This window comes from Cupriavidus necator N-1 (assembly GCF_000219215.1).
GTDB classification, from domain to species: domain Bacteria; phylum Pseudomonadota; class Gammaproteobacteria; order Burkholderiales; family Burkholderiaceae; genus Cupriavidus; species Cupriavidus necator.
The window spans coordinates 1298527-1316432 of the sequence record NC_015727.1 but is presented as its reverse complement, the minus strand read 5'-3'; the positions used below and the strand labels follow the sequence as shown (position 1 = coordinate 1316432).

The 17906-nt window shown below is 54.8% G+C and carries 14 protein-coding genes and 4 pseudogenes; 7 read left to right on the top strand and 11 right to left on the bottom strand.

Annotated elements, in window-relative coordinates:
• Positions 1 to 276 precede the first annotated feature (276 nt).
• Positions 277 to 1699, top strand: a pseudogene (locus CNE_RS35910) (NAD-dependent succinate-semialdehyde dehydrogenase).
• A gap of 200 nt (positions 1700 to 1899) precedes the next feature.
• On the opposite strand, the gene CNE_RS43265 reads toward CNE_RS35910, so the two are convergent.
• The 10 genes from CNE_RS43265 to CNE_RS35870 are packed head-to-tail and all read right to left on the bottom strand — an operon-like array spanning position 1900 to position 9770.
• A complete protein-coding gene (locus CNE_RS43265) occupies positions 1900 to 2400 on the bottom strand; it encodes a flavin reductase family protein (protein ID WP_080569671.1) in 501 nt (166 codons plus the stop codon).
• A 5-nt stretch (positions 2401 to 2405) separates the two neighbouring features.
• Positions 2406 to 3077 carry an NADPH-dependent FMN reductase gene (locus CNE_RS40340; RefSeq protein ID WP_238553173.1) on the bottom strand — a complete coding sequence of 224 codons (672 nt, stop codon included), beginning with the start codon at positions 3075 to 3077 and terminating at the stop codon, positions 2406 to 2408.
• Complete coding sequence (locus CNE_RS38840) at positions 3055 to 3720, bottom strand: TetR/AcrR family transcriptional regulator (RefSeq protein ID WP_049800741.1); 666 nt, start codon at positions 3718 to 3720, stop codon at positions 3055 to 3057. Before CNE_RS38840 ends, CNE_RS40340 begins: the two co-directional genes overlap by 23 nt.
• Positions 3721 to 3738: 18 nt before the next feature.
• Positions 3739 to 4680 (bottom strand): ABC transporter substrate-binding protein, encoded by a 942-nt coding sequence (locus CNE_RS35900; protein WP_013959684.1) that lies wholly within the window; start codon positions 4678 to 4680, stop codon positions 3739 to 3741.
• A 17-nt stretch (positions 4681 to 4697) separates the two neighbouring features.
• The gene (locus CNE_RS35895; protein WP_148271785.1) at positions 4698 to 5507 is read right to left on the bottom strand and encodes an ABC transporter permease; all 810 of its coding nucleotides are present in this window, start codon (positions 5505 to 5507) and stop codon (positions 4698 to 4700) included.
• Positions 5491 to 6297, bottom strand: coding sequence for an ABC transporter permease (locus CNE_RS35890; RefSeq protein WP_041229111.1), 807 nt, complete (start codon positions 6295 to 6297; stop codon positions 5491 to 5493). Before CNE_RS35890 ends, CNE_RS35895 begins: the two co-directional genes overlap by 17 nt.
• Positions 6294 to 7283 (bottom strand): ABC transporter substrate-binding protein, encoded by a 990-nt coding sequence (locus CNE_RS35885; protein ID WP_013959681.1) that lies wholly within the window; start codon positions 7281 to 7283, stop codon positions 6294 to 6296. Before CNE_RS35885 ends, CNE_RS35890 begins: the two co-directional genes overlap by 4 nt.
• Entirely contained in the window at positions 7276 to 8133 is an 858-nt protein-coding gene (locus CNE_RS35880; RefSeq protein WP_049800739.1) for an ABC transporter ATP-binding protein, read from the bottom strand. The genes CNE_RS35885 and CNE_RS35880 overlap by 8 nt, the downstream gene beginning before the upstream one ends.
• A gap of 37 nt (positions 8134 to 8170) precedes the next feature.
• Complete coding sequence (locus CNE_RS35875) at positions 8171 to 8644, bottom strand: ester cyclase (RefSeq protein WP_041229110.1); 474 nt, start codon at positions 8642 to 8644, stop codon at positions 8171 to 8173.
• A 46-nt stretch (positions 8645 to 8690) separates the two neighbouring features.
• On the bottom strand, positions 8691 to 9770 hold the full coding sequence (locus tag CNE_RS35870) for an LLM class flavin-dependent oxidoreductase (protein WP_013959679.1): 1080 nt from the start codon (positions 9768 to 9770) through the stop codon (positions 8691 to 8693).
• Between the two features lie 762 nt (positions 9771 to 10532).
• On the opposite strand from CNE_RS35870, the gene CNE_RS40335 reads away from it, so the two are divergent.
• Together CNE_RS40335 and CNE_RS40330 are read left to right on the top strand one after the other, a co-directional pair.
• Positions 10533 to 12161 (top strand): porin, encoded by a 1629-nt coding sequence (locus tag CNE_RS40335; protein ID WP_158310054.1) that lies wholly within the window; start codon positions 10533 to 10535, stop codon positions 12159 to 12161.
• 101 nt (positions 12162 to 12262) lie between these two features.
• Positions 12263 to 12769 (top strand): hypothetical protein, encoded by a 507-nt coding sequence (locus CNE_RS40330; protein ID WP_080569670.1) that lies wholly within the window; start codon positions 12263 to 12265, stop codon positions 12767 to 12769.
• A 738-nt stretch (positions 12770 to 13507) separates the two neighbouring features.
• On the opposite strand, the gene CNE_RS35865 is transcribed toward CNE_RS40330, so the two are convergent.
• A complete protein-coding gene (locus tag CNE_RS35865; protein ID WP_013959677.1) occupies positions 13508 to 14746 on the bottom strand; it encodes an adenylate/guanylate cyclase domain-containing protein in 1239 nt (412 codons plus the stop codon).
• 254 nt (positions 14747 to 15000) lie between these two features.
• On the opposite strand from CNE_RS35865, the pseudogene CNE_RS35860 reads away from it, so the two are divergent.
• The 4 genes and pseudogenes from CNE_RS35860 to catA form a co-directional block, all read left to right on the top strand.
• Positions 15001 to 15709 (top strand): annotated as a pseudogene (locus tag CNE_RS35860) (LysR substrate-binding domain-containing protein); the annotation flags it as partial.
• A pseudogene (locus tag CNE_RS35855) lies at positions 15706 to 15876 on the top strand (LysR family transcriptional regulator); the annotation flags it as partial. The pseudogenes CNE_RS35860 and CNE_RS35855, both read left to right, overlap by 4 nt.
• Positions 15877 to 16437: 561 nt before the next feature.
• Positions 16438 to 16779, top strand: a pseudogene (locus CNE_RS35850) (muconate cycloisomerase); the annotation flags it as partial.
• A gap of 118 nt (positions 16780 to 16897) precedes the next feature.
• Entirely contained in the window at positions 16898 to 17800 is a 903-nt protein-coding gene (catA, locus tag CNE_RS35845; protein ID WP_013959674.1) for a catechol 1,2-dioxygenase, read from the top strand.
• Positions 17801 to 17906: the final 106 nt, after the last annotated feature.

Below are 17906 nucleotides of genomic sequence, written 5' to 3'. Positions count from 1 at the left end.
TTCCGTCGGTCGACCGTTGCCAGACGGCACTACGCGGCCCTGACGCTTCAGTTGCTCCGACCGGAGGCATGGCTTGATCGTCATCAGGGAGTCGACGTCAGGATATCCGTGAACCGTAACTGTCAGTCCAAGAATGCGCGGTTGACTCCCCGTCTTCTTGGGGGGGAATGTAGCGGATGGGCGCAATCGCGGGCCGCAAAGATGACCAACCGTGCGTCAATCTAGCGCCACGCTCAGCAGCGCTTACACAGCCCCCGGTAGAGTAAAAGAACCGATATGAAGCTAAAACACCAAGTTTTGCTGCGCAGTCAATTGCTGATTGCGGCCGAATGGCGGGATGCCGTCAGCGGCGAACGGATTATTGTGAATAACCCGGCGACGGGCGACGCGATTGGCACCGTGCCGATGGCCGGCGAAATGGAAGCGCAGATAGCTGTCGCTTCGGCGGCGCGGGCGCTAGAGAGCTGGCGCGCGCAGACGGGCAAGGTACGCGCCTCCATCTTGAGGCGTTGGAGCGACCTCATGCTACAACATTCAGTTAGCGGCTTGCCCTGTTCTGCCAGCACGCGGTGAAATCGCATATGCCGCGTCGTTTCTCGAGTGGTTTTCCGAGGAGGCCAAGCGTGTCGACGGCGACGTGCTGGCCAGCCCGCGCGCTGATCAGAAACTGTTGGTGCTGCGGCAGCCGGTCGGAGTGTGCGCCGCAATCACGCCCTGGAACTTCCCGGCCGCTATGATTACCCGGAAGGTCGGTCCGGCGCTGGCCGCTGGCTGCACCATCATCGTCAAGCCCGCCGAGCAGACACCACTTACGGCGCTGGCGCTTGCAGTGCTAGCCGAAGAGGCAGGTGTCCCGGGGGGAGTACTTCAGGTTGTGACCGGCGATGCCAAGAAGATTGGCGGCGTGCTGTGCAGCAGCCCGCTTGTACGCAAGCTTAGTTTCACGGGTTCGACTGAAGTTGGTCGCCTGCTAATGGCTCAGTGTTCCGACACGGTGAAACGACTTTCGCTTGAGCTGGGCGGTAACGCCCCGCTGATTGTATTCGAGGACGCCGATCTTGACCGTGCGGTGGATGGCATCATGGCGGCGAAGTTCCGCAACAGCGGCCAGACCTGCGTATGCGCCAATCGCATCTACGTGCATGACCACGTCTATGACGAGCTCGCACGGCGACTGGTGACCGCAGTCGCACGGATTCGGCCGGGAAATGGGTTAGCCCCGGACGTCACGCAGGGTCCGCTGATCGACGAAGAGGCTGTCAGAAAAGTTGAGGAACATATTGCTGATGCGGTGAAGCACGGAGCCACCGTGCTGGTTGGAGGTGAGCGCCATGCACTTGGGCGCACCTTTTTTGAGCCCACCGTAGTGTCCGAGGCAACTCCGGCCATGCGCGTGGCCCGCGAGGAAACGTTTGGTCCGCTGGCGCCCCTGTTTCGCTTCCGTAGTGATGAAGAAGTTATAGGCATGGCGAACGACACTGAGTTCGGCTTGGCTGCGTACTTCTTTTCGAGCAATCTGGAGCGGATTTGGCGAGTGGCGGAAGCACTCGAGTACGGCATGGTGGGGATCAACACGGGCATGATCTCAAATGAGGTAGGGCCGTTCGGTGGCATCAAGCAATCCGGCGTTGGACGAGAAGGATCACGCTACGGTATCGAAGAGTACCTGGAGATGAAGTACTTGTGCCTGGCCACCTGAACGGCGCTCTACGACGAAGTGATGGTTCGAGGCATTGAGCTGCCCGCTATTGGGATATTGGACTGAAGTGGTGGGTGTGACCGGCGAGGTATAAAAAGGGGGGGGCTTCCGGCCTCGCTTTAGCGTGGCAACCGTGGAAGCCAGATGGGGAGAGCGAGCGCCATCCCCTAGCTTTGCCGTGGTAGGCAGCGACGCAGCGATCAAGCTACGGATGCGTTCGCCTTAACGCCTATTTGCTCACATCGAGCGAACTGGCGTCGATGGTATAGCAATGGAGTCTGTGAAGTGCAGGAGACCTTCTCTATGGACCCCACAATTAGAACGTGGTCACCAACTGTGAGTTCGGACGAAAGCCTTGCCGCCACAAAGCCGCAGCTATCCGGCAAGCAGGGAACGTCACCGTCAAGGATCCAATCAAGGCGTGAAAATTTGTTCACCGTCGATTGAGAAAACAGTCTTGCAACTGCCTCCTGATGATCAGCTAGGACATTAACACCGAATCTACCAGCCCGAAGTATCTGGCTCAATGTTCTACTTTCGCGGCCAAGTGCGACCATGATAAGCGGTGGCTGCGCCGACACACTTGAACAGGCTGTGACAGTAGCGCCGGAGGGCGCGTCATCCGCATATGCTGTGACTATCGTTACCGTAGACGCGAACGACGCGAAAAGTTCGCGAAACGTCTCTGAAGAGATTGCCATGCTAGTCAGGCCACAAGCGCAGTTGGACTCTTGCACACGCTTAGGAATAGGACGTGCTTTGCCACCGCATTTGCGAGACTATGCTGCAATCGTTCAGATGTGAGCTTGCCCTCTGGTGAGAATGCCTGGGGCGCACTTGGGACAATGACCATGTCGGGAAGCACATGCATTCCAAGGCTGAAGAGAATCGAGCTCAGGCTAGACAAGCCGCGAAAACCACCGAAGGCACCCGGTGATGCGCTCATCAGTGACACAGATTTCCCGGAAAATGGAAGCTTGCCTTCCTGCGTTTTTGTTGGCCTGCTGGTCCAATCCAGAACATTCTTAAGCAATGGCGAGATGGCACTATTGTATTCAGGTGACGCGATGATAAAACCATGATGGGCGATCATAATATCCCTTAACGCCGTAGCATTCTTTGGAACGCCCTGTTCTTCTTCGATGTCGCCATCGTAAATCGGCAATGGAAAATCGCCAAGATTAACCAAGGTTACATCCGCGCCCAGATGGTCGGCCTCTGCCACCGCCAGAGAAATAAGCCGCTTATTGAATGAAGCTTTTCGAGTGCTACCCGAGAAAGCGAGAATTTTTGGTGTCGATTCCATGGTAAGTATAAATTTGGTTATCCGAGCCGGTGAAGAAGTCAGCGCTCCTTCACTTTTCAAGTCCGTTGACAAGAAGCTCCATAACTTCTCGTAACTGGGAAATCCCCTTCTTTGCCGTGGGCGTCTTTCCAGAAAGCCAGCGGAGAGTCTGAGCCCGGTAGATTGAAACAAGCAACCACGCGGCAGTGGCAGGGTTGACCTCAGGGCGAATGCCGCCAGACGCTTGATTCGCCTCGATTATCTTTTCAAGGTAGCCCATGCCACGCTCGTGACGCTCTCGCCAGCGCTTTACCTGAGGGCCATCCTTTCCGGTATCACTGTCAAAATGAAATGACTCGTGAAGAGCGGCCCTAAATAATACGGCGTCGCTTGCAAAATATTCATATTGACAGGCGAAAATATGGAGAATCTGGCCGAGCAACGATCCATCCTTCGGTTGCACATCAAACTGTTTCTGCAAGAGAGTGTCAAGCTCATCGTTGATGAGAAGGAATAGCAAATCGCGCTTGTCCTTTGCATAGACAAACAGCGTGGCAATTGCAATATCCGCTCGATCTGCTATCTCGCGAGTTGTAGCAGCTTCGAAACCCTTTTCCCGAAACACATCGCGAGCGGCTTGAACGATCCGCCTGTACTTTTCCAATTTGCCGCGATCTCGGCGCCCGAGCGAGCTGTCTAGGCTTTCGATCTCGTTAGTCCGCTGTGAGTTTGACATTTGCGTGAGTTCCTGTCGTCACTGAATTACCTGCCGTTCGTCCTGAAGGGCGTCATTATAGAATGACAGGTCAATGTACTCAGAGAGTTGACGTCCGCTTTGGCAGGATTCCACGTACTTTCGGCGGAGTCCAAGCACGGTTTGCATCCCTTCGAGGTCGACGGCTGCATCTTGCTGAAAACCCTGGTTCCCGTCGATCATCGCAGCGTAACTCGCTTGCGCCAGCTCAGGCCCGATCTGGGGCAAGTGCTTTATGAGAATTCGGATAGCCTCATCTCGATTCTCCGGCGCGTAGAGCCATTGGACGCCAGCGACCTGCGCACGAATAAATCGAACGAGTAGTTCTCGGTTCTCGAGCGCCCAGGACCGCCGCACCGCAGCCACTACCCCTTGGTACGACCCCAGCTGGGTAAAAGCGCTTGCCAGAGTTCGAAATCCTTTGGCATTCGCAATCAGGTCGAAGGGCGAAACGAGAAGCGTCGCATCGAAATCATGCTTGAGAAGCCCTTTGAAGCGGTCCGCGACTCCTCCGACCTTTACGAATTCCACATCCGCCTTAGCCAGGCCGAAATTGGCAAGTATGTCCATCAAGACAAATGCGTAACCAGTCGTTAAAGCATCAACTGCGACTTTGTGACCTTTCAGTGAACTGATATCGGTGAATTCAGCGGTGGAGACAAGTGAGAGGAATCCTCGGTCCCCCCCGCTGACGGCGACTACATCAGCTTGCTGCGAAGCTTTGGCGTCAGTCGCGCCATCCCGATAGGCGACCACGTTATCAAACGCGGTCATGGCGATGTCAAACTCGCCGCCGATCAGCGAGGTCATCTGGTATACGGAATTCGGCGTTGGAGTAATGCTGACATCCAGCCGTTCACGTTCAAAAAAGCCTAGCTCGGTTGCTGCAAATAGTGGCCAGTTGAACCCGCCAGGAAATACGATGGTTGAGATCTTATCCATTTTAGGAATTTAAAAAGTTATTGGTTGACAGGAATGATACGACCTTTTCTCGAACGTCCGGAAAAGTACTCCGTGATCGGTGTCATAATCAAACGGTCGCTCGCAACGTAAGCGATTACAACCGTGCAGCAAGTCGCAATCACGAGGGCGATGTTGCCGCTCTCCTGAGCATTTAGCATGACAAATCCAAGGCCGGAACTAGCACCAAACAGCTCTGAAACCAAGGATAGTTTCCACGCCATCCCAAGTGCCATTCTAAGAGACGACGCAATGAATGGCATCAATAGTGGTAGAACTAATTTGAAGAAAATAATGCTATTAGTCCGCGTGAAGCTTCTACCCATCTCGATAATTTCGAGGTCCAACTGCCGAATTCCAACCGTAACGTTGACAAGGCAGAACGGGACCAGAATAGCGACTTGAACGAACATCACCGCAAAATTTGACACATCAAACCAGATAACGCCAATGATTGCCCATCCAATGGATGGAATAGCATTAACAAATGGTTGAATCCGATTTTCGACAATCTCCGATGCCCAGGGCCACCACAACGGTAAGACTGCGAAGGCGGTACCAAGGAAGGTTGAGATCAATACCGCACCGAGTACGCGGGCGCCAGTACTGCCAAGATGCCAAAGCATTTCGGGGTCATATCCAAATCTGAGCAAGTTGCTCATGACATCGACAGGTCCCGGCAACACATAAGCGGGAAGTCCTTTGGCCGCATACCACCATATGACGAGCACAGCTACGAGGAAGCCGTCCGCAATAAGCCGCGCTGATTTCGGCGTGTGCACCTTCAACATTTCACGATTCGCGAGCATTTGGTTCACCAAGAAGGCGCTGTAACGGAGCGAAGATCAATCGATCTACAAAATAGATGATCGACATGATTACCGCGAATATGGCGAAAATTGTCGACATATCGAAACCCTGTCTGGCAATGTTCAGCAGAAATCCGAGGCCGGCTCCGCCGCCAAAAAGCTCGGCAGTCAAAGTAATCTTCCATGCAGTACCAAAATTGATTCGAAATGTTGCAAAGGCATATGGGACTACCGAGGGAAAGACGATGAGGCGAAGTAACTCAAGTTTGTTTCTTCCGAAGCTCGCCCCCATCTCGATAAGCTCGTGGTCAACGCTGTCAATTGCGGCGCGCATGTTGATGATGGCGAGCGGAGTAAGCACCAACGTGATGGTAAATATGACAGAAGTGCTTCCAATTCCGAACCAAACTAGCGCCAGAAGCGCCCAGCCTACACCGGGAAATGAATTGATGAATGGAAGAATTCGATGACGAATTAGAATGTCGAGTTGCTGAATCTCGCGGGATAGGATGGCCAGCAGCGTACCGACGATGAATGATGCAATCAGAGCGAGACCGACGTGTAATATCGATGCATACACATTAGCCATGGTTTCTTGGTCAGAAACCATGCCCCATAGAGTTCTCGCTACCAGTGTCGGCCCTGGAATCAAGTACGGCGGAAGAGCCAATGACGCCAGAAACCACATGGCTAGGGCTGCAAGAGTAAAAAGATGCGCAGCCAGTTTAGGCGAAATCGACAGTGACGAGGGCCCTGTCTCCCTGGCGCCCTGCATGCTGTGCAGTTTCATTGGGACAAGACTCCTTGCCAAACGGCAGCCACTCCGCTAGGGTAAGACGAGATTACCCCAAGCTCCTTCGAGAAACTCCAGATCTTCTCCAAGGACACAATGTCCTTCTGCCCGACGATTACTGGGAAGCTAATGTAGTGGTCAAACCAAGCTTCAAAATACTCCACCGGCATACCAGTTTCCTTCGATACAGCCCTAAACACTTCCGCTCGATTGGCTTGTGTATAGTCCAGGGAAGCTTTCATGATTCGAATGAATTCTTTGAACGCCTCCGGTCGTGCCTTGAGTCTGTCCGGATAACTGACGAGAACTGAATAAACCACATCCGAGCCGATCAACGCCTTAATGTCTCCAGACAAATCACCAAACTTTTTGAAATTTGGGTCTGACCGTACTTGAAATGCCTGGGTCGGGATAAGATTGGTCGCTTCAATGCGGTGCTGTGACAACGCGGCGGGCAAGTTGGGGGAGGGCATCTCCACCAGCTTTACATCACCTCCGGCTAGTGATACGTTAAAACCATAGCGCTTCAATAGAGCCAGGCGGATCATTGTCGTTCCCATTGACTTCAGACCCGTGACACCCAAGCTCTTACCTTTAAGATCTTGTATGGACTTGATGCTACTTTCAGCCGTCGTCCAAAGGGCCATACCCTCTCCATTCGGGACAAGCTTTTGGCCGATGCCAATAATTTTCAAATCTAGGCCACGAGTCGCCGCGTCTGGAACGGCAAGAGCGCTGGTTTGAATGACGTCAAATTGTTTTGTCGTAGTCGCTTGCGTTAGCGATGGCACAGTTAGTGCCTTCAGATCGATGGTGATCTTGTCCGATTTGATTTTGCCGGCCTTAATCGCATAGATCAGAGCTTCTTGGGCAGGATCTTTAAGATACGCATATGAGATCGATTCGGCAGCGAAAACCGACTCACCGGCAGTAAAGAGGAATAGACCAGAGATTGTCGCCAGTACTTTTTTAAGGCTACGCATTTAAGTTCTCCTCCGTGCAATCATTCTTACCGTCTGCGATATCCATTGCTGAGAACCAGGATAGGAGCTCGTCGCGGATAGTGTGTAAGGTGGGGCACCGCAAGTCTCTTGGTCGGGGTTGGTCAATACTGAGACTGCGCTCGAGGCGAGTAGGCTTCCTTGAAAAAGCAAGGACTCGATCGGCGAGCACAAGTGCTTCATCGATGTCGTGAGTGACGAAGATGACGGTCTTGCCCGTTTTATTCCATAGTTCGAGCAGTTCATTTCGCATTAGAGCTCGAGTGTTTGGATCAAGCGCTGAGAACGGTTCATCCATAAGGATGATTTCCGGATCTACCGCGAGTGCTCGCGCAATTGCAATACGCTGGCGCTCGCCGCCGGAAAGTTGGGCTGGCAGACGAGCTGCCTCCTTGTGTAAGCCGACGAGCTGAAGTGCATTCAAGGCTCGTTCGCGCCTCTCGTTGCGACTCCAGGCGCCGCGTAGCTCCATCCCCATTTCCACGTTGGCAAGAGCAGTCCGCCAAGGGGCTAACCGCGGAGATTGAAAGACATAGGCGATGCGCTTCCAGTTGTTAGCCGGAGTGCCGCCTGCAATGACCACGTTGCCGCTGTCCGGTTGCAATAGTCCACCGATGAGACGGAGGGCGGTGGATTTCCCGCATCCACTCGGTCCGAGAATGCATATAAACTCGCCAGCCTTGATAGAAAAGCTGATGTGGTCATAGATAACTTGATCGCCGAGGCGAGTGAGAACTCGATCGAATCTCACAATTTCCTGTTGCGGAGCGGAATTCTCTATCTCTCCGGAGGCGCGATAGCGGAACGGGGCTTCTGCGACGTTTGAAAACATTGTCTACTCCTTTAATTATATTATTATTGGTTTGTTGTCACGTCTGAAGTCGCGCACCGAGTGATAGGACGAACTCTAGGGAATCTGACAAGCCCCAGAACTCTTGAAGTTTTCCATCCTTGAACCTCAATACGCCGGCCTCATCTTTCGTAACATTCTTGCCATTGGAATTAAATCCAAGAAATGGGTCACCACTGAATGTGGCACTCAATGTCCATGTTCCCATGACCAGGTCTCCTTCGGCAATCAGTAGGTTTACCGTGTGGTGCCAGTCGGGGAAGGAGCGTCGAATGACTTGTAAGCCATTCATGAATCCATCCAGAGACGACGCTGCGTCGCCACGAATGCTCCGCTGTACTCCGAGGGCCTGTACGGCGCCTTGTAGGCCTGTTCGAAGATTGCGAAAGTCGTCTGCAATCAATTGCTTTGCGAGGTCGAAATCTGCTGTCCCAATCACATCTTCGATGATCCGTCTGGCGGCGGCCTTATTGCGTTGCTCAATAGTAGGCATCGTCTACGCTTTCCTTGGTTTGGGTATGCTCGGGCGAAACACCACGTCAGATGGGATCTACTCGTTGAAATTGCGGCATAACGCGTTCAGTGAACAGTCTCATCGAATGATCAAGTTTTTCAGGGGAGAGATTCCCGAAGTAAAGGCACGCGGTGAAATTCCGAATCCCGGCGGATTCATATTCCTTGAGTCGAGCAACAACAGTCTCAGGCGAGCCGACAATCATTGCCCGCGTCACGAACTGGTCAGTGTCAATCGCGCGTACTCCCATCTTCGGTTGCGTATTGCCAGAGTCGAGGCTCATGTCCTTGGGACTGTCGCTGGGGTACGCAATCTTGAAAATGTCGCCGTAGAGCTTCAGCGGCTCTCGCAAGTCGGCAAAGGCCTGTTCGTCAGTATCGGCGACGTAGACAATTTTTTGCATCAAGGTCCATTCAAGGCACTCCTTGATGACGTCATCCGAATGGCCGGCCTGGCGAAGCGCTTCCTCGTAACGGATTAGCAGCTGGCCGGCTTCCGCGGGCATGTAGCGCCCAAAGAACCAAGGCCAGCCCTGCTTCGCCGCATAGAGCATGCCGTCTTCGCTCGTGGATGCGCGACCAAGACGAGGGTGGGATTTCCGGAAGGGAGCAGGCATGATCCGGTTATGTACTTCCCCGTGGTCGTGCTCCGTCTCATATTGGAGAGGGGAATCGCCGGGCTTTAGAGACCACGCGTCATAAAGGATATCTACGACCTGCTCCATCAATCCACGTCGACGCGACGGGTCTCGCCCCATTCCTTTAAATTCAGTCGGTGAACCGCCGGTGGCAAGGCCAATGATGGCCTTCCCCTCCGACAGTTGGTCAAGCAGATTTGCCTTCTGGGCAAGTGCCATTGGATTGTGCAAGGCGGGTACTGCGGCAGTCAGAATGATGGTCGCTCGCTTGAGTTGAGGTGCGAGGTATGCCGCGTACATGAACGCATCGCCATAGGTGTTGTAGTCAGTGAACTGATGTTCAGTGAGACATACGGCATCAAAACCGCTTCTGTCAGCCAACAATACATGGTCTGTCGTTCGGCGGATGACTTCGGCATCGCTTTCTGGTCCAGGTGTCTGCGGATTCACATACAAGAAGAACTTCATGATTTCCCTCTTTGCCAATGATTGGATAGTGGTGCTGTTCCACGACCGCGGCCAAGCACCTAGAATATATCGCGCTCAAAGTTGAACGCGTTATGAAAACAATAGCTAGAGCAGACCCGATGGTCAAGATGTTTCGGCGTCGTGTGGGGGCAAAAAGGGGAAAACCCTAGGTTAGCTGCGAGGCCGCATTTCACTTCGCACCAGTGCGTAGGATTGGCGGATGCCGCCCATGCTCACTCATGCCTCGGCGAGGCAGAGTTCGAGCAGATACTCCGGGTCGGCGGACGAACCATGCTTTGCCGATGCGTCGCTTTCGTGCACGTTCAGAGGCTGGCAGGCTTGTGCCTGGTCCAGTGATCCAAGTTTTTGCGGCGTGCTGCCCGCATGCCCTGAGTCAACAGCCGAGCAGGGCTCCTCACTTCAATGTCGCCGCCTGACTGCGCAGGAGGGGGCCAGACCGCGCCCGTTGCGGTGCTGAGCGTGAATTTACGCGTCTCGCCGGCGATAGCGTTCACTGCGATAGGGGTATACGCCACTGATAATGACGTTCATCGATGAGCATACTTAAAAATGAGCATGTTATGAAAACCTGCTTTGGGGGACCGAGTTTTAACCATGCTTGTTCGGTGAGGCAGTCGTCGAACGGGAAGCGAGTTGTGCTGGCTGTCGAGCTAGAGGCATGGCTGTTGCCGATGATCGCCGCATGTCCGCTCATCGATTGCTCTTCAAAAGAAATACATGATGAAAGGGTGGAGAGAGGCAATGTTGGAGAGACGTGTTTGCGCACTAGCAGTTGCTGGCTTGTTTGTCAGTTCCGGAGCCGTCGCGCAGTCGGAATCAGTCGGAGCTATACAAGCGAGGGCACCGTCCGAATCGGAAGTGCAAGAGATAGCGCGCGCCGCCGCAGCGGCAGCGAAGGAAGCGGCGGATGCCGCGGCACGCGCGACGGCAGCCGCGGACGCAGCAGCCAAAGCCGCAGCGCGACTGAACGCGATTATGGCTCCCGGTACAACTCTAGCGACAAACTCAGGGGGGCGCAGCGAAGAGGAAACTAGCGCACGAAGCAGTGGAACGCAAACGGCTGCCGTTGACCCCAAGGATCCGGGAGAAAAGGTAAGCGCGAACGTGACGCCAGAAAAGAAATATGCCGGGGCGCAGCAACCGAGCGAGGACATTCGGCGCATACAGGGGACCGAGATCTATGGTGTGGCGCTTCCCTTCTTTAATACCGTCGGCGCCTCAGGTGCAACTGGGACGGCACCAAAGGGTGGCGCTAGTCTGCTTGCCCCGCAATCCTATACGGGCCTCAGTCAAGCGTCTCGGAATCGTATCGATGGTATTGCATTGATCGGCTTTCGAGGGAAAAAGGTCTTCTCAGATGACCTTTCTGCGCTCTACCAAGTCGAGAGTTCCTACGATACGACGGGCGATCAACAAGGCACAATTGGTAGTCGTAACAGCGGGGTGTCCTTGTCAAGCGTGAAATGGGGAACGGCACTTATCGGTATTTGGGATACGCCATATCAATTCGCGACTCAGAAGGCAGCGGCAATTCGCGGAAATAGTTCATTTGACTACGGAAACGTAATTGGTGTTCCTGGTTTCAATGTGCCCGTCTCTCTAACGCGTGCGGGTCCGGATGGTTCGAAGGCGGACGCAGGTTTTAACCGTCGACAAGGTAACATCATCCAGTACTGGACACCCTCGATAGCAAATTTCAGTGCCCGATTTGCGTACTCGTCAAACGAGTATCGTAACGCCACTACGAGCGGTACATCTACGAGCGCCAACCCGTATATTCTTTCGGCCTCCCTTTCCTATGATAAAGGCCCACTTACCTTGCGGTATGCGTATGAAACACACAAGGACTACTTTGGGCTTTCGCAACTAGGCGTTAGTTCTGGGCCCGTGGTGACAGTATCGCCGGGGCGATCTGCCACGAATCCTTCGTCTAGCGACTCAGCGCATAAGCTGTTTGTTCAGTATGAGTTTGGATCATCTCGGTTGCTCGGGATTTGGGAGCGCCTACAATATGAGAATCATGACTCAAAAATCGGAATGGTCAATCAGTACGAGCGCGATGCGTTCTACGTCATGGGGCAAACAAGATTTGGTAAGCATATTGTTTGGATGAGCTATGGCCTTGCAGGAAGCGGCCGTTGCTCCAAAGTTGGGGGCGCGGCGTGTTCGACTAGTGGCTTAGATGGAAACATGGCAACGCTTGGATATATGTATAACATTAGCCCAACGTTCGACGTCTACGCTGCGGCGTTCACGGTCAGAAACGGCGCCTCCGGCCAGTACGGAATTTATCCAACGCTTGGCTCAGGGACTGCCCCGGGATCCACCTATCGCGGCGTCGGGGTTGGCGTTCTCGCGGTGTTTAATTGATGCATGTCGGCGGATTGGAAAATCCTGTCATATACGTGTGCCACGTGAGCCAAGGTTACGCATGCACCTCACGTCGCTAAAATTTTGAGCACATCTAAAATATGAAGCGCGATCATAAATACGCTTTGCTAATAGCAACTTGTGCATTTTTGAGTGTTGCCGTAATCGGATGCAGCACACTTAACCCAGTATCTCAGGGGGTGGCATTAATTGGATCGGACAAAGGTGCAGTAGAAAAATCTTTTGGGAAGCCAACAGATGTTTATCAATTTTCCGATGGGACAACGCGTTGGTTCTATTCGACGCAACCGGCAGGGTACCAATCATACGCAGCAGATTTCGACTCCAATGGTAAGCTGTCAAGTTTTCGCCAGACGTTAGTAGAAAAGGAATTGTATAAGGCAAAAATTGGAGTTTGGACGAAGACCGATGTTGAGCGAAGTTTTGGTAGGCCACGCGAGGCGGTAAAGAACTACTCGATAGAGAAAATCGAGGTGTGGTCTTATCGTGTATTTTTAAATGGAGGGCAACCTGGGCATTTTTACTTCTACTTTGATGACAAAGGGGTATTGCGCTCAACTGACGTTGATGTGGATATCTTGTATTGATTGTCACGTAATGTATGGGTTGAGAAATCGACGCGCTAAGATTGGGCAGCGCGGTGATCGGTGATCCGTACGCGCTAGCCGACTGATACCTGGCATTGGGGGCGATACGGTTGCGCTGGAGTACACCGGGGTCTACTGGATCCCGGTGTACGAGGTGCTGGAACAGCATGGGATGGCGGTCGGGCTGGTCGACGCGAGACAGCAGTATGGTACCGCCCTGATAGCATTCATCGCGTGGCCGCCGCAAAGCCATGCTCGGCGCACTGAAATCGGACTCGATGGCCATCTTGCCGGAAGGCATTCAAGATCGAAAAGGCAAAACACATTCCGGGGTGCGAAAGGGGTGGGCTCGAAGCCGAGGTCAGCGGCGGGACATCGCCTGGCCCCTTCTCCGGAACATACTTGGATGCTCGCCTAGAGGCGTCCGGCCGCAAATGTCGCCCGGATTTCTGCATAGTTGCTTAGGGATAAGCCGACGTCGCCGGAAGGCGCGCAGTCGGCGCGGTGAAACCGCATCAACTCAACCCGTCTGACCGCAGTGGCATTGCCATCGAACTCGAGAACGATCGTGCATCGCATGTCGGCTCTCCGTCTCTTTGATACCGAAACGATACGCCGATGGCGGGCGGTATCCCAGGGTTTTTAACGGCTTCCGCCAACAACAGCCATGCTCCATCTGCCGTCCAGCGCTGCTCTTTCGAACGCAGGCCGAATTGCAGTCAGCGGCATGAGACGTCATCAGGACGGTGCAACGGTTCGGCCAGAAAGGAACCAGGTATGTACCAAGCCGATCCCCTTAGCAACGATGGTCCCACGCTCTTCAAACAAGAATTGCTCACCAAGCCGGTGCCGCGTTGCATCCGTTACCTGCACCCGTCCCGCCACGCCGTGGGATTCCATCCGGCTGGCGGTATTTACCGCATCGCCCCACAAGTCATAAATGAATTTTCGTTTTCCGATGACGCCGGCTACCACCGCACCGCTATTGATGCCGATGCGCATCTGCAGCTTATAGCCGCAGTGCTGATTGAAGCGCCCTAATGCGTCGATCATGTCCAACGCCATATGCGCAGCGCGTGTCGCGTGATCTGCTGCCGGTTCCGGAAGCCCCGCAGCCGCCATGTAAGCATCGCCAATGGTCTTAATCTTTTCAAGACCTCGATGGTCAGCAATGGTGTCGAATTCGGAGAAGATCTCGTTGAGAAGGCCTACGAGCCGCTCGGGTTTCATCCCCGCCGAAAACCTAGTAAATTCCACGATGTCGGCAAATAAGACTGTCACATCCGGGAAGCTGTCGGCGATGATTTCCGGGATGCAGTCGGCAATCAGCTCAGGACGAGCCTTCAATCGCTCCGCAATCGGGTAGGGAAGCAAATTTAGAAGCAACCGCTCCGACACTTTCTGCTCTGCTACGATCTTATTGTAGAGACTCTGGAGCTCGTCACGCTGGCGTCGAATCAATTCTCGGCTCGCCTGCAACTCTTCGTTCTTCCTTGCGATCTCGGCCTCGGCAAGCTTCTTCTCAGTGATATTGCGGCCTTCAGGCAGCAGAAATATGACCTTGCCATTCTTATCTCTGATTGGTAAGAGGGAGAAATCAACGATGATAGTATCCTCGCCCGCTGTTTGACCGTAGACTTCAAAGTCGCAGCGGACAAATTCGCCGTGGCTTGCGCGCCGGATCAGCCCCCGCAGCAATGCCTGTGTCTCCGACGAGATGACCCACCAACGGGCTTCCCAGAACGGCTTTCCCCGGACTTCATCGATTCGTATCCCAACTGCGTCGAGCGCTGCCCGGTTGATCTCTAGCATTATTCCGTCTGCATCCAATAGGCCGACGAACTGGTACATCGAGGCCAGCATGATGCGCGCGAGCTTATCCCGCTGTGTCTCGAGATCGTCGTCCGCACAGAGCGTAACATCGCACACATCGAGCTGCCGGGAAACGGAGAATAGTTGATGGCCGATGATATCCATCCATCACTTCCTGCGCTTGCTGTTGACTGTAGCCCTGTTAACGGGTTTCCAGCAAAGGTACCGAGCTAACGCCTGTTGACTGTTCGCGTCCTTGCCCGAGCCAACAGTACTTGTCCTTTGTATCAAGTTTTGGCTATCTGATCCAGGAAAGTCGGCGCCAAGGTCCATTGGGTCTGCCCGCCGGCCGGCAGGCAGGCCGACCTGCTCGGTCGAAAGTTTCGACTATGCCCGCCGATTACTTTTTAGGCGCTCGCATAAATCAGGCCGACGATATTGGCCCACTGACCCGGCGGCTTGCACAAAAGTCGAAGCGAATCGTGATCGGATTCGTGCCGTCTACGCTCTACGGCTCACTGCCGGATGTGATTCGTACGTTCCGCGAGACACAGCAAGACGTCGAACTGTCGTTACAGTAATCGAAATGTTCACACTCGAGCAACTCGGCGCGCTGAAGGGCGGCCGCATTGACGTCGGTTTCGGTCGGCTGCGGTTTTACGACGACCAGCTCGTGCGCGAGGCGCTTGTGGAGGAGAAGCGCAGTACTGGCGGCCGGGCATGCGCTTGCCGAACCCAAGCGGCCAGTAACGCTCGCCGACATAGCGCGGGAGACGTTGATTGTCTATCCGAGCACGCCGCGGCCTAGTTTCGCGGATCAGCAACTGTCTGCTCTGCGTGACGGCGGGCTCCAACCTGCGGCCATTTACGAGGTTCGAGAGCTGCAGACGGCGCTCGGTCTTGTTGCCGCGCAAGTTGCGCGTATCACTCGCGCCGGAAAGCGTTGAAGGTGTGCGGGTGCGGGGCATCATCTATCGTCGACTGCCCGAGCCAGTCGCTACGTCGCCAATCATCATGAGCCGCCGGCTGCGCGACGATAGTACTGTTACGGCGGCCTTCTGTCCGATCGGCGGGACTACTTCCAGCCGTAGTTCCGCCTGGGCGAGCGCGTGCCATACGAGGAGATGAACATCACGCGCGCAGCCGAGCGCCTGCACATGACGCAGCCGCCGTTGAGCCGGCAGCTCCAGGCTATCGAGGATGAGGTTGGCTTGCCGCTGTTCGAGCGTGGCGCCAGACCGCTCAAGCTGACTGACGCCGGACGGATGTTTTATGCGCAGGCGAGGCGCCTGGTAGCACTGCCTCGCCTCGAGGCGGAGCTGGCAGCTCGTGATCCCCCTTCTTGACCGTGCCGACGCCCGGACCGACATCGATCTCCACGCCTGCTCCATGGGGATTGATGGTTTCCATGGTTCGGTTCCTGTCCCGTTGCGCGCATGCGTAGGAAACGGCAGCGTTCACATTCCCTGAGATTCTGGAAGCGTTGTACACCATCCATTCCTCCAGGTGAATTCGGATTCTTACCTAATCGTGGCCCCCTGAGGCTATTGGTGCGCTGCATCTCTCCATCGGCGCATCCGGATAAGCGGATTCGACTTCTGAGTGGGCTCCATTCGGCGCGACTTCTTCGCGCGCCGTCTAAACCAATGTGTAATAGCCCGCCTGCGGGCTGCCCACTAATCTACGGACACTGTCTGGTACACGCGAGCGGCCAGACAGATAGCCGATACCAAATAGGAAAGTAGCGAAGCTGTCGCAGTTCCATGCATACCTCGAAAGTATGGAAATAGTACGAATCGGTGTTGGACGCAGGGTAGAGGATATTCATACCATCTGCATCAACAGGAGCGAACCGGATGATAGCAGCAGCCCCGGCCATCGAGCGCGTTGAGACACTATTAGGCGACATCCCAACGATCAGGCATCACAAACTGTCGGTCGCCACGATGAATTGCCAGACCCCAGTATTTGTCCGAGTTCGATGCCGGCACGGTATTGAGGGCGTAGGCGTAGGCACGACGATCGGCGGCCTGGCGTACGGCGAGGAAAGCCCGGAGAGCATCCAAGTCAGCATAGACACCTATTTCGCGGCGCTGCCGCTGGGGATGGACGCGACCCGCAATGGCGCCGCGATGGCGCATGTGCGCAAGCTTTTCCAGGACAACCGTTTTGCGAAGTGCGCGCTTGTTACGAAGATTTCAAGTTACATTTGCCCTAGGCTACTGGCCTTGGCATCGCATTCGACTGGGCTCGCATCGACAGGATGAAGCCCCGGCCTCATTAAACCCTCACACAACAGCCACATAGGAGACACTAATGGACAAGCAAGCCATCGACGCCCTGCTGAAGACGTTCGACGATTCCGCGACAAAGCCGGGCAACCCGCGCGTGCGATCGATTGTAAACCGGATCGTAAAGGACCTTTTCTACACGATCGAGGACTTCGATGTTCAGCCGAGCGAATTTTGGACGGCGCTAAACTACCTCAATGAAGCCGGGAGGGAGTTTGGCCTAATTGCCGCCGGGCTTGGCTTCGAGCGCTTCCTTGACATCCGAATGGACGAAGCTGAAGCGAAGGCCGGAATCCACGGCGGCACACCGCGTACCATCGAAGGGCCGCTCTACGTCGCGGGCGCACCGGAGTCGGTCGGTTATGCGCGACTTGACGACGGCACAGATCCAGGTCAGACGCTGGTGATGCGCGGGCAGGTTCTCGACGAGAACGGTGTGCCGCTCGCAAACGCACTCGTCGAGGTCTGGCATGCGAACCATCTTGGCAACTACTCATACTTCGACCCGTCGCAGCCGCCGTTCAACCTGCGCCGCTCGATCCGGACCGATGCCGAAGGCCGTTACAGTTTTCGCAGCGTGCTGCCGGTTGGCTACAGCGTGCCGCCGGGCAGCAAGACTGAGCAGTTGCTAGATCAGCTTGGCCGGCACGGTCATCGTCCCGCCCATATCCACTTCTTCGTTTCCGCGGCTGGATATCGCAAGCTGACGACGCAGATCAATATCGAAGGCGATCCGCACATCTGGGACGACTTCGCATTTGCGACCCGCGAAGGTCTTATCCCGAAGATCAAGCAGGCCGGAGGCGCTGAAGGGAAGCCGTACGGCATCGACGGCCAGTTCGCACTGATCGAGTTCGACTATACGCTGCTCAAGGAGCGGGAAAATGTCCCGGCGGCCGAAGTCGAGCGCTTGCGCGTAAAATCCTGATTCGAAAAGGCGGCGGGAGAAATCTGAGAGGCAAGGCATGCTATTTCAGGTGGAAACGAATATCGGCCTGCCCCGAAATGGCTCCCGTCAAGTGCAGCACCCTGAA